The organism is Mycobacterium sp. 1245805.9 (genome assembly GCF_001672915.1).
Classification (GTDB): Bacteria; Actinomycetota; Actinomycetes; order Mycobacteriales; family Mycobacteriaceae; genus Mycobacterium.
In genome coordinates, this window is sequence record NZ_LZKR01000228.1 from 1 (window position 1) to 13477 (window position 13477).

14 protein-coding genes, 1 tRNA gene and 2 pseudogenes are annotated in these 13477 nt (G+C 67.9%); 11 read left to right on the forward strand and 6 right to left on the reverse strand.

Annotated features, from left to right (window positions below; all coding sequences use genetic code 11):
- Positions 1–113 precede the first annotated feature (113 nt).
- Together A9X00_RS29340 and A9X00_RS29345 are read right to left on the reverse strand one after the other, a co-directional pair.
- Entirely contained in the window at positions 114–1298 is a 1185-nt protein-coding gene (locus A9X00_RS29340) for a PPE family protein (protein ID WP_067161997.1), read from the reverse strand.
- Between the two features lie 60 nt (positions 1299–1358).
- Positions 1359–2228 (reverse strand): PE domain-containing protein, encoded by an 870-nt coding sequence (locus A9X00_RS29345; protein ID WP_067162000.1) that lies wholly within the window; start codon positions 2226–2228, stop codon positions 1359–1361.
- 360 nt (positions 2229–2588) lie between these two features.
- Here A9X00_RS29345 and A9X00_RS29350 point away from each other — a divergent pair.
- From A9X00_RS29350 to A9X00_RS29370, 4 genes and pseudogenes are all read left to right on the forward strand, one after another.
- Positions 2589–2662, forward strand: a tRNA-Leu gene (locus A9X00_RS29350).
- Between the two features lie 288 nt (positions 2663–2950).
- The gene (locus A9X00_RS29355) at positions 2951–3319 is read left to right on the forward strand and encodes a helix-turn-helix transcriptional regulator (protein WP_067162003.1); all 369 of its coding nucleotides are present in this window, start codon (positions 2951–2953) and stop codon (positions 3317–3319) included.
- Positions 3316–4828 (forward strand): annotated as a pseudogene (gene arsB / locus A9X00_RS29360) (ACR3 family arsenite efflux transporter). Before A9X00_RS29355 ends, arsB begins: the two are co-directional and overlap by 4 nt.
- 24 nt (positions 4829–4852) lie before the next feature.
- The gene (locus tag A9X00_RS29370; RefSeq protein WP_082975603.1) at positions 4853–5371 is read left to right on the forward strand and encodes an ArsI/CadI family heavy metal resistance metalloenzyme; all 519 of its coding nucleotides are present in this window, start codon (positions 4853–4855) and stop codon (positions 5369–5371) included.
- On the opposite strand, the gene A9X00_RS29375 is transcribed toward A9X00_RS29370, so the two are convergent.
- Positions 5320–5640, reverse strand: a complete 321-nt coding sequence (locus tag A9X00_RS29375; RefSeq protein WP_082975606.1) for a DUF732 domain-containing protein — start codon at positions 5638–5640, stop codon at positions 5320–5322. The genes A9X00_RS29370 and A9X00_RS29375 overlap by 52 nt on opposite strands.
- 223 nt (positions 5641–5863) lie before the next feature.
- Between A9X00_RS29375 and A9X00_RS29380 the strand changes: the two genes are divergently transcribed.
- The 3 genes from A9X00_RS29380 (at position 5864) to A9X00_RS29390 (ending at position 9148) form a co-directional block, all read left to right on the forward strand.
- A complete protein-coding gene (locus tag A9X00_RS29380; RefSeq protein WP_067162034.1) occupies positions 5864–6676 on the forward strand; it encodes a class I SAM-dependent methyltransferase in 813 nt (270 codons plus the stop codon).
- A gap of 68 nt (positions 6677–6744) precedes the next feature.
- Positions 6745–7515, forward strand: coding sequence for a hypothetical protein (locus A9X00_RS29385; RefSeq protein WP_067162011.1), 771 nt, complete (start codon positions 6745–6747; stop codon positions 7513–7515).
- 19 nt (positions 7516–7534) lie between these two features.
- Positions 7535–9148 (forward strand): esterase-like activity of phytase family protein, encoded by a 1614-nt coding sequence (locus tag A9X00_RS29390; RefSeq protein WP_082975604.1) that lies wholly within the window; start codon positions 7535–7537, stop codon positions 9146–9148.
- A 10-nt stretch (positions 9149–9158) separates the two neighbouring features.
- Here the strand turns inward: A9X00_RS29390 and A9X00_RS29395 are convergent, their stop codons facing one another.
- Positions 9159–9737: a hypothetical protein gene (locus A9X00_RS29395; protein WP_067162014.1), complete on the reverse strand. Its 579-nt coding sequence runs from the start codon at positions 9735–9737 to the stop codon at positions 9159–9161.
- Positions 9738–9923: 186 nt separating this feature from the next.
- Positions 9924–10280, reverse strand: a complete 357-nt coding sequence (gene csoR, locus A9X00_RS29400; RefSeq protein WP_067162017.1) for a copper-sensing transcriptional repressor CsoR — start codon at positions 10278–10280, stop codon at positions 9924–9926.
- A gap of 151 nt (positions 10281–10431) precedes the next feature.
- Between csoR and A9X00_RS32285 the strand changes: the two are divergent.
- From A9X00_RS32285 to A9X00_RS29415, 4 genes and pseudogenes are all read left to right on the forward strand, one after another.
- Positions 10432–10500: pseudogene (locus A9X00_RS32285) on the forward strand (hypothetical protein); the annotation flags it as partial.
- Between the two features lie 210 nt (positions 10501–10710).
- On the forward strand, positions 10711–11466 hold the full coding sequence (locus tag A9X00_RS29405; protein WP_067162020.1) for a dienelactone hydrolase family protein: 756 nt from the start codon (positions 10711–10713) through the stop codon (positions 11464–11466).
- 12 nt (positions 11467–11478) lie between these two features.
- Positions 11479–11754, forward strand: coding sequence for a DUF6295 family protein (locus tag A9X00_RS29410; RefSeq protein WP_067162023.1), 276 nt, complete (start codon positions 11479–11481; stop codon positions 11752–11754).
- A complete protein-coding gene (locus tag A9X00_RS29415; RefSeq protein WP_067162026.1) occupies positions 11751–12530 on the forward strand; it encodes a DUF427 domain-containing protein in 780 nt (259 codons plus the stop codon). Before A9X00_RS29410 ends, A9X00_RS29415 begins: the two co-directional genes overlap by 4 nt.
- On the opposite strand, the gene A9X00_RS29420 is transcribed toward A9X00_RS29415, so the two are convergent.
- On the reverse strand, positions 12481–13477 hold a 997-nt coding region (locus tag A9X00_RS29420), incomplete at its 5' end, for a cytochrome P450 (RefSeq protein ID WP_232006985.1). The genes A9X00_RS29415 and A9X00_RS29420 overlap by 50 nt on opposite strands.

Here is a 13477-nt window from a genome sequence, read left to right on the forward strand (position 1 = left end):
AGTCATAAAGCGTGTTGCCATGTTGCCTTTTCTCCTTCTGGATGAATTTCTTGCCTTGTGATACTGGTCGGCCGTCGTAACTGGCTGTTACGCGGCATTAAAGATTTCTCGCGTCAGACGACAACCTGCTTGGGCATGACGATCGGCTTGAAGCCGTACCGCGGGCCACTGCCGTAGGCAGCGGCGCCCTTGGCAGCGCCCGCCATTCCGGGCATGCCGGGCATTGCCGCGACGGGCTCGGCCTCGGCGGCCGCGGTCCAACCGGAGCCCTCCAGCGGGGCGGTCGACGAAGCCAACGTCGCCGGGGCGGCGGAAGCCCAGCTGCCCGGAACCGACAGACCACCAACCGCGGAGGCCTCACCCAGCCCGGCGCCCACGCTGTTCGCCAGGGTGCCTTCCGCCACGGCGGCGGCCCCGGCGGCGGGTGCCACGGCGTCGACGGTCGACCAGGGCACGCCCGGAATCGCGCCCACCGTGTGCCCGTACGACACCGCGGTCGGGATGGCGGTGCCGACGAACCAGGCCGCGGTCACACCGAACTGCTGAATGCCGTTGAAGTTGAACAGCGTTCCGAATAGGCCGTCCGCCTGATTCAGCACCGCCGCCGGCCCAGGGAAGGCGGTCGAGAAAGCGTTCCATATTTCCGTACCGAAGGACTCAGTCCCAAAGTTCGCAATCAGGTCACCCAACCCTTGGGCCGCGCTGCCACCTTGGGCGGACGCTAAGGCTGTGGAAACTGCGGCACCTTGGGTGGCGGCCGCGCCGGGGCTGGTGGTCGGTGACGCCGGCGCCAGCGGCTGCAGGACCGAGGACGCCGCTGCCGCCGCCGAATAGGTGTACATCGTGAGCGCGTCTTGGACCCACATCTCGGCGTACAGCGCCTCGGTGGCCATGATCGCCGGCGTGTTGATGCCCAGGAAGTTCGTCGCGACGAGCGCCGCCAGCTGCGCGCGGTTCGCCGCGATCACCGCCGGGGGCACCGTTCCCGCGAAGGCCGCCTCGTAGGCGGCCGCCGCCGACGAAGCCTGAGCGCCCGCCTGCTCGGCCGCCGCGGCAGTCGTGGTCAGCCAGGAAATGTACGGCTGGGCCGCGGCCGCAGCCGCTGCCGATCCTGCGCCCGTCCACTGCTCGCCGGTCAACGTCCCGATGATCGAATCCCACGAGGTCGCGGTGGTGCTCAGCTCGGCGGCCAGGTTGCTCCAAGCCGTCGCGGCGGCCATGAGTGGTCCGGAACCGGCGCCGGCGTACATCAGAGCAGAGTTGATCTCGGGGGGCAAAGCTGCAAAATCGAGAACCATTTTTCTGTATCCCGTTTCTCTTGTTGGAAGTCTGTTTGCTTGCGGGTGTGCGTGGCGCTGCTAGACGGCCGTCGGCTTCGGCATCACGATGGGCTTGACGCCGTAGCGCGGCGCACCGAATCCGGCGCTGTTGCGGGCGGCCGCACCCATGCCGGGCATGCCCGGCACGATGGTCCCGGTCCCGGCCTGCGGCGCTGCGCCGGTCCAGCCCACGGTCTGGACAGCGGTCGCGGGCGCCGCGCCGGGGGTAAACGAACCGGCCCAGCTTGGCGGCACCGACAATTTGCCGACCATGGTCGCCTGGCCGGCGCTTGCGACCGGCATCGCGCTCATGGCGCCTGCGCCGCCGAGGCCTCCGGCCGGCGCCACCGCGTTCACATCCGCCGCGCCGGCCGCTGCCGCACCCGCACCTGCTGCGTCACCGGCCGCGCTGCTGGCAGACGTATCCAGCAGACCACCGCCGGCCATGCCGAGGCAGGTGGACATGGCCGAGGCCCAGTTGCCGCTCTCGAAGCTGACGAAGTTGGCGGAGTTGCCCGACAGGCTGAGCGGGTTGCCGCCCGAGCTGTAGAGCGGGCCGCCGAGGAAGGTGGCGAGGTTCTGCTCGAAGGTGGCGATGCTGTCGTAGGGGGTGGCCGCTGCGGTCGCGTTGGCGGCCTCGGTGGCGGTGTAGGTGCCGGAGCTGAGGCCGAGGGTCTGCACGAACTGCTCTTGGATCGACTGAGCCTCGGCCGCGAGTTGCTGGTAGTACGTGCCGTACGTGGAGAAGATTCCCGCTTGCAGGGCCGAGACCGGGTCGGCGGCGGCCGGAGCGATGGCGGTGGTCGGTGCCGCGGCGCCCGCGTTCTGGGCCGTCAGCGAAGTGCCGATCCCTGCTAGCTGTGCCGCCGCGGCCAGCAACTCTTCAGGAATTGTTGTCAGAAACGACATCTACTGCTCCTAGTGTCAAGGGAACTTGCCGACCCCCCAGCCGGAGGGTCGACCTGTGTGTTCACGTAACGGCTCCTGTGCGTGGGCGTAAGGTTAGCCAGCCACGACTCCACATTCCCGACGGAAAAGGCTAGGGTGACGGGCGTTTACGGCTTCTTAACGCCGAGGCAGGCAGTTTTAACAAGGTCCTGTCGGGCGACATAGTGTCGTCATCTGGGATGCGCCAGCAGGGCACCATTTGGCGGGCGGCGCGCGCATCCTAGGCCAAATGGGGGCCGTGGCGCATCTCGCTAATTCAGCCGATTTTTGGTGGGTCGCGACGCCCCGTTGTGCGCCTCCGCGCGCTAGATTCGCCGCCGGGCCCCCATAGCCCAATTGGCAGAGGCAGCGGACTTAAAATCCGCCCAGTGTCGGTTCGAGTCCGACTGGGGGCACGCCTCACTCATAAGGCTGCATGTCGCTGAAGGCCGCGTCCGCCCGAGGGACGACGGGCACCAGGACGGCCATCGACGTCAACGACACCGACGCGCTGACATCGCGGTGCCGTGAATGGCCCAGAACTTGAGGTCCTCAACACCTTTCTCCCCGGACATGCCGCAGGAGCTGCCCGAATAGCTCGACGCCTGTCACGCCTGGCATGCTGCGCTTTCTTTTGACCGTGAGCGGTAGGCGCCGGAGCGAAGTAGCTTGCCCCCTGATTCGATGAATGCTTATATAGAGGGATGTCGAATCAGGCCGAGGCGGGATGTTGCCCTTCGCTGAGCGTGGCCGCCCTGGGCGAGTCGCAGGCTGCGGAGTTGGCGTCGATGTTCAAGGCGCTGGGCGACCCGGTGCGCCTGCGGCTGCTGAGCCTGATCGCCAGCCACCCCGGCGGGGAGGCGTGCGTGTGCGAGATCTCGGCGACCTTCGACGTCTCCCAGCCGACGATTTCCCATCACCTCAAGCTGCTGCGCTCGGCCAGGCTGTTGGACTGCGAGCGGCGGGGCACCTGGGTCTACTACTGGGTGATTCCCTCGGCGTTACGGCAGCTGTCTTCGGCCCTGCATGTTGACGACCAAGCCGTGACGGCTAAACCCGGGTGTGGGCCGTGACCGCAACCCCGACGACCGTGTCCGCCCCGGAGGCGGTAGCGATCCGGCTTTCGACGCTGGACCGATTCCTGCCGGCGTGGATCGGTGTTGCGATGGCCGCGGGTCTGTTGCTGGGCCGACTCATTCCCGGCCTCGGCTCGGCGCTCAGTGCCGTTGCGGTCCAAGGCATTTCACTGCCGATCGCAATGGGCCTCCTCGTGATGATGTACCCGGTGCTGGCCAAAGTCCGATACGACCGGCTCGACGAGGTCACCACGGACCGCAAGCTGGTGGTGTCCTCGCTGGCGCTCAACTGGCTGATCGGTCCGGCACTGATGTTCACGCTGGCGTGGCTGCTCCTCGCGGATCTGCCCGCCTACCGCACGGGGCTGATCATCGTGGGGTTGGCCCGCTGCATCGCCATGGTCATCATCTGGAACGACCTGGCGTGCGGGGACCGAGAAGCCGCGGCAGTGCTGGTGGCGCTGAACTCGTTGTTCCAGGTTGCGATGTTCGCCGCGCTGGGCTGGTTCTACCTGTCGGTGCTGCCGGGCTGGCTGGGCCTCCCGCAATCCGGCATCGCCGTGTCCCCGTGGCAGATCGCGAAGTCCGTGCTCATCTTCCTCGGCATTCCGCTGCTGGCCGGATACCTGTCGCGACGACTGGGTGAACGGGCCAAGGGCCGCCACTGGTATGAGACGGATTTCCTGTCCCGCATCGGTCCGTGGGCGCTCTATGGCTTGTTGTTCACCATCGTCATCCTGTTCGCCTTACAGGGCCACCAAATCGCCTCCCGGCCATGGGATGTCGCCCGCATCGCCGTGCCGTTGCTGGCCTACTTCGCCATCATGTGGGCCGGCGGGTACGCCCTCGGCGTCGTGTTGCGGCTGGGCTACGCGCGCACCGCCACCTTGGCGTTCACCGCCGCCGGCAACAATTTTGAACTGGCCATCGCAGTGGCGATTGCCACCTACGGCGCGGCTTCCGGGCAAGCCCTCGCCGGGGTGGTCGGACCGCTTATCGAAGTGCCCGTGCTGGTCGGGCTCGTCTACGTTTCCCTGGCGTTGCGCGCACGGCTGTTCCGGTTTCAGCCGGAGGGAGAGGCGGGGGCCGATGTCCGATAAACCCAGCGTGCTGTTCGTCTGCGTCCACAACGCCGGACGCTCGCAGATGGCCGCCGCCCTGCTGAGCCACGCGGCCGGCGATCGTATCGAAGTTCGCTCCGCCGGAACGGAACCCGCCGACCAGATCAACCCGGTCGTCGTCGCAGCGATGGCCGAACTCGGCGTCGACATCGCCGCCGCCACCCCCAAAGTCCTGACCGCCCAGTCGGCACAGACCAGTGATGTCGTGATCACCATGGGCTGCGGCGACGCCTGCCCCTATTTTCCCGGCGTGTCCTATCGCAACTGGAAGCTTGCCGATCCCGCCGACCAACCCCTGGCCGCCGTCAGGGCGATCCGCGACGACATCGCCGGGCGCGTCGAATCCCTGATCGCCGAGCTCCTGCCCAACGCCACCACTGCATAATCCGCACCTAAGGAAGGAACCCTCATGTCTCGCGTGCAGCTGGCCCTAAACGTCGACGACCTCGACGAGGCAATCATGTTCTACGCCAAACTGTTCGACACCGAACCGGCCAAGGTCAGACCCGGCTATGCCAACTTCGCGATCGCCGAACCCCCGCTGAAACTGGTGCTACTGGAAAATCCCGGCCACGGCGGCACTCTCAATCACCTCGGCGTCGAAGTGGAAACGACTGACCAAGTGCACGAAGAAATCGCGCGCCTCGCGCGCAGCGGCATGCTGCCCAAAGAGCAAATCGGCACCACGTGTTGCTACGCCACGCAGGACAAGGCCTGGGTCACCGGGCCCGCCGGGGAGAGCTGGGAGGTCTACACCGTCCTGTCGGATTCGGAAACCATCGGCACCGGACCTGACCTGCTCGCTGCCGAGGAATCCGGCGGCTGCTCTTGCAGCGGCGACAACGCCCGTGATGGGTGCGACACGCCGGGGACGGGTCAAATCCCGGTGCAAAGGGTGGGGGCGTCGCACACATTCCCCGGGCAATAGGTCGAGTGTGCGGCGTTGACCATGGTTCCGACGTCCAACAGCGTCACGCCCCTCGCGTTCAAGTGGGCGTGGACGTCGTCGGCGATTTGTTGGGGCGTCCAGCCCCAAGTGAGGTCGTAGCAGATCAGGTGCGCCTCACCGATCAGCGCCTCTTCCGTCTGCGGCGGCCAGGAGAGGCCGACGGCGTGCAGCTGCGCGAGGTACGCGTCGTCTTGGGGGGTGGTGGCACCCGCGGTCGCAGCGCTCGCAAGCAGGGCAGCGGCCGCCATGCTGGGGAGGGCCAATGCGGCCAGCAAGCGAGGTGAGGGCATTCGATTCCCTTTCTTCCTTGGCGTTAGTTAGGCCGCCAGTAGTGCGCGGGTTCCGAAGCAGCACAAATACGAAGAGAACAATAGCGAAAGCGCGCAATGCTCCTAATTAACCAGGGCGCCGCCGAGTCTCGCTCGCGCATAAGCTCTCATGCTGAAGACGCGCCAGAGCAAGGGACGCACAATGGACGACGAAAGTCCGGCTATCAACCCCCACGGGCAGCGGGGTCCTGTGCCGAGTGGCCAGCAGGAGCGCACCGCGGCGGACTGCGCGGGCTATCTGCTGCCCCACCTGAAGCCGGGTTCGTCGGTGCTCGACATCGGCTGCGGGCCCGGGACGATCACCGCCGACCTGGCCGAGCTGGTGGCGCCCGGAACGGTGCTTGCCGTCGACCTGTTCGCTGACGTTCTCGACGTGGCCCGCGCCGAGATCGTCCGGCGCAACCTGCCCAACGTCACGTTCGCCCGCGCCGACGTGCACCGGCTCGATTTCCCCGACAACGCGTTCGACGTGGTGCACGCGCATCAGGTGCTGCAGCACGTCGCCGATCCGGTGCAGGCGCTGCGGGAGATGCGCCGGGTCTGCCGGCCGGGCGGACTCGTCGCGGCACGCGACACCGACTACGCGGGGTTCGCCTGGTTCCCAGAGCTTCCCGCGCTCGATCTTTGGCGGGATCGCTATCGACGGGCGGCCCGCGCCAACCGCGGCGAACCGGATGCGGGCCGCCGCCTGCTGTCGTGGGCGTTGGCGGCCGGCTTCGACGACATCACACCCACGGGCAGCGTCTGGTGCTACGCGACGCCCGCGACCCGCGACTGGTGGGGCGGGATGTGGGCGGACCGGATCCTTAACTCCGGTGTGGCCCGCGAGCTGTTGCGCCTGGGGCTGGCGACGCCCGCCCAACTCGAGGAGATTGCGGCGGCGTGGCGGGCGTGGGCGGCGGCCCCGGACGGCTGGCTGTCCATCCCGCACGGCGAAATCCTGTGCCGGACGTAGCGGCGCCCCGCCCTGCGCGGCCTTGCCGCCGGCGGCACCCGAAATCGTCACTCATAAACTGACACCTCGTGGGCATGCTGTCTGGTTTTGCGCCGTGGATCGTCTATTGGGTGCTGGTCGGTAACGTCCCGTTCGCCGCCGCCGCATTGGTCGCGCTGGCGATCGCGGTCGTCGCGTTCGCGTTCGGCGCCCCCGGTGGCAAACCCTTCCAAATCGGCACTGTCGCAACGTTTCTGGTGCTGACAATCCTGACCTTCGCGCTCGGTGACACGCTGGACCAGCGCTGGATACTGCCGCTGAGCAACGCCGGGCTGCTCGCGGTCGCGCTCGTCGGCGCGCTGGCCGGGCGGCCGTTCGTGCGGGATTTCGCCGCAGCCGAACAGCCCGACGACGCCGTCAAGACGGAGCTGTTCACCCGGCTGGTCCGGGTGCTGACCTGGGTCTGGATCGCCGCACTCGCCGCCATGACGGTGTCGTCGGCGATCCCGCCGGTCGTCGACCGCAACGCCGGCCTGCAGGACACGGCGCCGTTGTCCTACGTGGGCTACTGGATCATCCCGTTTGCCCTGTTCGGCCTGGCCGCGCTGGCCTCGCGGGTCCTGGCCGACCGGATGCTGGCGGGGATCGACGACGTCGCCCGGGAGACGTCGTTCGTCGCCTACGACGAGGCCACCATCGACGAGCTGTACTACCTGGCCCAGGAACACGCCAACCGCGAAGTCGGCCCCGGCAAGGAGGCCTACAACGTCAAGGTCGGCGGGATGGGGACCCCGCTGACCGGGGACGAATCGCGAAAGTCGTGGCCTTCTACCTACAAAGTGCGCGATAAGCGGCGCTAGACGCGCCAAAATCGGGTTCATGGCATCGACTCGCCTGACGACCTCGCGTGCGTGGCTGGCGGCGGCGACGGTGTTGTTCGCGGCGGCGGCGTGCGCGTCGGATCCGCCGCCCCCGCTGTCGGTGCCGCCGCTCAAGGAGCTGACCACCCGCGCGGACACGGTCCTGACCATCTCCCCGGGGCAGCTGTTGACCGCCACCAACGGCGTCACACCGGTGGCCTTCGGCAAGCCCGCGCACGGCACCATCGCCTACGGCGCGTATGGGGCGATGATCTACACGCCGGACGCCGGCTTCACCGGCACCGATCAGCTTCCGGTCACCGTCAGCCACGCCGTCCGGCTCTACGCCGAGGACGAGACACCGCTGCTGATCGTCGGCGAGGTCGCCGTGCAAGCCAACGCGCACGGCTCCGCGATCGCGCCGGTGCCCGGCAGCGCCGACGAGATCTACGGCCTGTCCGATCGTGGCCCCAACGTCGACGGGCGCACCGCCGGCGAAAAGGTGCTTCCCATACCGACTTTCCACCCGCAGATCGCCAAGCTGAAACTCCGCGACGGCGTGGCGTCGCTGGAGCAGATCATCACGCTTACCGGGAAGGACGGCGCGCCGCTGGTGGGGCTCATCGACCCGCGGGCGTCCACCGGCGAGTCGCTGGTGGACCTCAACGGCAACCGGCTGCCGCCCTCGGATCACGGCCTGGACACCGAGGGCTTGGTCGCCCTGCCCGACGGCACGTTCTGGGTCTCCGACGAGTACGGCCCGTTCGTCGTCCATTTCGACGCGAACGGCAAAGAGCTGGAACGCTTTTCGCCCTACGACGGCACCCTGCCGGAGGAGCTGTCGCTGCGCGGCCCGAATCAGGGGATGGAGGGGCTGACCATCACCCCCGACGGCGGCACCCTGGTCGGCATCATGCAGTCGGCCCTCGTCACGCCCGGTTTGGCGGGCTCGTCCAGATCCGTTCCGATTACCCGCATCGTGACCATCAGCCTCGCCAACCGCGGCGATGTGCACGAATACCTGTATCCGCTGGCCGATCCGCAGCACACGAAGGTCGCGGTGTCGGAAATCAGCGCCGTCAGCGCGACGACGTTCCTGATCGACGAACGTGACGACCGGCCGCAGCCCAATGGCGACAAGAAGATCTACGTGGCCGACGTCTCCGGGGCCACCGACGTCGGACCGCGCGCGACGGTGCCGGGAGCGGCCTATCGGGCCGACGGGGGCGGCCTGCTGATCGACGGCGTCCCGATCGAGACGTTCGTCGGCGTCGGCACCGACTCCGCGGCCATCGACAAACTCAAGACGGCGCGAATTGCGGTCGCCACCAAGGCGCTCAAGCTCGACCTGTCGGGCCTGTTGCGTTCGCTGTCCCCGGGCGGTGATTTCTTCGGACACGACCATGTCGAAGGGCTCATCGGCCGCGACAACGGCAACACGCTGATCATCGCCAACGACAGCGACTTTGGGATCGAGGGGCTCGCGGCCGCGGCGGCGGCCGCCCCGCCGTTTCAACTCAAGCCCAAGATGCTGCCCAACGGCACGCAGGACAGCGGCGAGATCCTGGTGGTCGACACCACCAAGCTGCCCGCCACGACGGAGCACCTGGCGGTGCCCATCAAGGTCGGCTGAGCGATCGCGCCTACGGTCGCCCGCCGGGCCCCATCATTCCGCCGGGCCCCATCATTCCGCCGGAACCGCCCATCATGCCGCGCATTATTGCGGGCATTCCGTCGCGCACGAACCCGGTGACTTCGCGGGCGTGGGCGCGAATGGCTTCGGTGAGCGCGGGATCGTCGGAGGTTTCCTCGGCGACGACGCCTGTTGGGGTGAAGGTCAACTGGCGCCGGTAGCCGCCGGCGTTGCGGAATAGCGTCGGCAGGCTTTGGCTCATGCACATCACTTCACTGCCCTGGTCGAGGTGGGAATACATGCTGGACACGTGTGCATGCAGTTGGGCGGCCAAGTCCGGGGCGTTCGACTGGGTCGTGGTGCGCACGCCGCCGGAAATCTCCTCGACCGTGCGGGTGATCTGCGCATGCCGGTTGAACATGTCCATGTAGAGGCTCATGTCCCCCGCAGTGGCACCCATCATGCCGCCGTCGGTCAGGCGGATGCGCACCGCGGGCAAACCGAGGGTGCCGCGAAACGCGTACCCGATACCCATGACCGCGCCGGCACCGAGCGCGGCGAGCGCCGCTCGCCGAGTGTATTTAGCCATGTGATTACCTCCTTGTCAGCGCGATACCGTCTCGGCCTGAATCAGGCTGGCGCCCAAGGCCTCCTGCGCGGTTACATCAAACGGAAGCCCGAGCGGCGCCAACATCTTCGAACGCTCCCTTTCGATTCGCTGCCGTATTACCGGGCGTGTGATAGCCAGTCGCCCGCAAGAAAAGCTGGCGGGTAGTTACCCCCGGCGGGCCGCCGCTGGTTCTTTGTCGGTGGGTTCGCCCACCGCCTCGCCGCCCAGCACGGCCCACGGGCCGGTCAGTGCCGGAGTGAACTTGACGGCATCGATCAACTCTTCGATGGCCGCTTGGCCACGGCCATCGAGCACCGCCGATGAAAAACACGTCTCCAGGTGGTTGTGCAACATCACCCGGTTCGCGCGCTCCAACGAGGACTGCACGGCCGAGATCTGCTTCATCACGTCCACGCAATACGCGTCGGAATCCAGCATCCGAATGATGCCGTCGAGGTGGCCCCGAGCCGTCTTGAGCCGGTTGAGCGCCGCGCGTTTTTTGGCCGTCAAATCTTCGTCCATAGCTGGCCCCCAGAACTGCTGTCGACGTCGGACGAGACCATCGTACTCCACCCCACCTGGGGTGGGGTAAGAACCGTGCGCACCGCCGTTCGGGGCGCTAATCGCCGGAGGGCGCCGCGGCATCGACTGCCTCGGATCTTGTTGGATGCTGATGCTGCTGATCGCCTTTGGCGCAATGCAATTGGGGAGGACGCTCGCGCCGTCGGTGGTCATTTGGTTGGAAAAGATCGCCCCGTTCGGCGATCAGCTGCGCCGCCGCACAGCGGCGACGCTGTTTGCCCCCTGTGTCGCGTCTCGAGGGCTGGCTCGATACGCGATCGGCACCGCCAAACCGTCCCGACCTGCGCCCGCTCCGGTCCATGACACGGTTCGGATACGTTGGTTCCGGCGAGGCCATTGCGGCCAAACCAGGAGCCTCGGAGGAGCTGCGATGAACACACCCAGCCCGGACGCCATCCGCGCGGAAACCATCACCATCACCGGCCACGGCGGCGACGAGATCGAGGCCTACCGAGCGTCGCCACTGGCCGAAGGGTCGCGCGGCGGAATCGTGTGGATCCACCACATGCCCGGCTACGACCGGGAAACCAAGGAGTTCGTGCGGCGGCTCGCGGTCAGCGGCTATCACGCCGTCGCCCCCAACCTGTATTCGCGCGAGGCGCCGGGCGCCGCGCCTGACGACGCGGCCGCGACGGTGCGCGCCGCGGGCGGGGTGCCCGACGAGCGACTGGTCGGCGACGTCGCCGGCGCCGTCGAGCACCTGCGTTCGTTGCCGGGCGCCAACGGAAAGTTCGGCGTCATCGGACACTGCTCGGGTGGGCGGCACGCGTACCTGGCGGCGTGCTCGCTGCCGTTCGATGCCGCGGTGGACTGCTACGGCGCGTTCATCGTCGAGGACCTACCGGAGGGCATGCCCAAGGCCATGCAGCCGATCCTGCACCTGGCGCCGAAGCTGAGCTGCCCACTGCTGGGGCTGTTCGGCGCCGACGACAGGTTCCCGGCCCCGCCCGCCGTGGCCACCTTGGACGCCGAGCTGACCAAGTTCGACAAGCCCCACGAGTTCCACTCCTACGAGGGCGCGGGCCATTCGTTCTTCTCCGTCGACCGGCCGGCGTACCGGCCGGAGGCGGCCGTCGACGGCTGGCGGCGCATCGACGAATTCTTCGCCACCCACCTGAAAGGCTAGGCGTTCCAACACATGTGCACATACCTGACCGAACACGTGCGGATCGACGGCAGCGGCAAGGGCAAGAGCGGCTGGTTCGGCGCCACCCGCGCCACCGTGTACGTCGACCACCCGGTCCACGCGCCCTACGGCCACACGGTCAACATCGACGTGATCAACCCGGAGCTGGGCCCGTCGGCGCGCGTCGCGCTCGAACTCACCGAGGAGAGCGCGCTGGCGCTGGCCGACGCCATCCACAAAGCGATCGCCAATGCGCCGGCCGGGCTGGCCTCGAAGGACCAGCCATGACCGCCGATTTGGGGGCGCGTGACTACCCGCAGATGGCCGCCGCCCGCGGTCGCATCGAGCCCGCGCCGCGCCGAGTCCGCGGCTATCTCGGCCACCACCTGGTCTTCGACACCACCGCGGCCCGCTACGTGTGGGAAGTCCCTTACTACCCCGCCTATTACGTGCCACTGGCGGATGTGCGGGCGGAGTTCCTGCGCGACGAGGACCACCCGCAGAAGGTGCAGCTGGGCCCGTCGCGGCTGCACTCGCTGGTCGCCGACGGCCAGACCTATCCCTCGGCGGCGCGGGTGTTCGACGCCGACGGCGACGGCCCCGTCGCCGGCACCGTGCGATTCGAGTGGGACCCGTTGCGGTGGTTCGAGGAAGACGAGCCGATCTACGGCCATCCGCGCAATCCGTATTCGCGGGTCGACGCGCTGCGCTCGCACCGGCATGTCCGCGTCGAGCTGGACGGAACCGTGCTCGCGGACACCGGATCCCCGGTGCTGCTGTTCGAAACCGGCTTGCCCACAAGGTATTACATTGACCCGACCGACATCGCGTTCGAGCATCTGGAACCCAGCCCGACGCAGACGCTGTGCCCGTACAAGGGCGTGACGTCGGGCTACTGGTCGGTGCGGTTGGGCGATACCGCGCATCCGGATCTGGCGTGGACGTATCACTATCCGTTGCCGGCGGTCCACCAGATCGCCGGTCTGGTGGCCTTCTACAACGAGAAGGTCGACATCACCGTCGACGGGGTCGCACTGCGCCGCCCGCAGACGCAGTTCGGCTGACCACCAGCTTGACGTCGCGCCGCGGGACGACGGCGATGCCGCGCGGGACCGAACGCGGTGGCTTCCGGCGGCGCTCGCGCTCCGGCATCGTCAGCTCCGCCGAGCGCATGATCGTGCCGACCGCGACCGCCATCTCATGGCTGGCGAAGGCCGCCCCCAGGCAGCGCCGGTGCCCGCCGCCGAAGGGCAGGTACTCGAACGGGGTCGGGTTGTCGCCGAGAAACCGATCGGGATCGAACCGGTAGGGGTCGTCCCACAGTTCGGCGCTGAAATGTATGGCGGGCAACGCGATCCCGACGATGTCGCCGGCGCGATACCGCGCCGGGCCGATGGATTGCGGCTCGATGAGCTTGCGCAACACGATCGGCACCGCGGGGTGCATCCGCAGCGTCTCCTTGATGACCGCGGACAGATAGGGCAGGTCAGGCATCTCGTGCGGCGCGGGATCGGCGGCGAGCTCGTCGACGAGTCGGCCGCGGATGGCTGGGTCGCGGTGAATGTGGTACAGCGCCCACGCCAGCGCGGCGGCCGTGGTGTCGTGCCCGGCGATCACCATGGTCCGCAGCTGTTGCTGGAGGTCTTCGTCGTCGAGATGCGTTCGCGCGTGGTCGTTTTCGCGCAGCAGGTCGCCCAACACGGCGTCGTCGGCGGGACAGCTGCGGCCATGGTCCAGCTGGCCGCTGAGCATGCTCTGGAATTGCGCGCGCAGGCGCACCAGCCGGGCCCACGGGCCCAGGCCGGCGAAGTTTCTGCGCAGGGCCGGCACCAACAGCAGCGATGCGGTGTTCGCGTTCATCAGTGCGGACACCACGCCGGCGTATTCATCGATGCGCTCGTGGTCCACGCCCAGCACCGTCTCGACGATGATGCGCAGCGTGATCTCCTGGGTGGTGCGGTGCAGCGCCACCCGGTCACCCGGGTGCCACGAGTCCACCTCGGCGAGCACC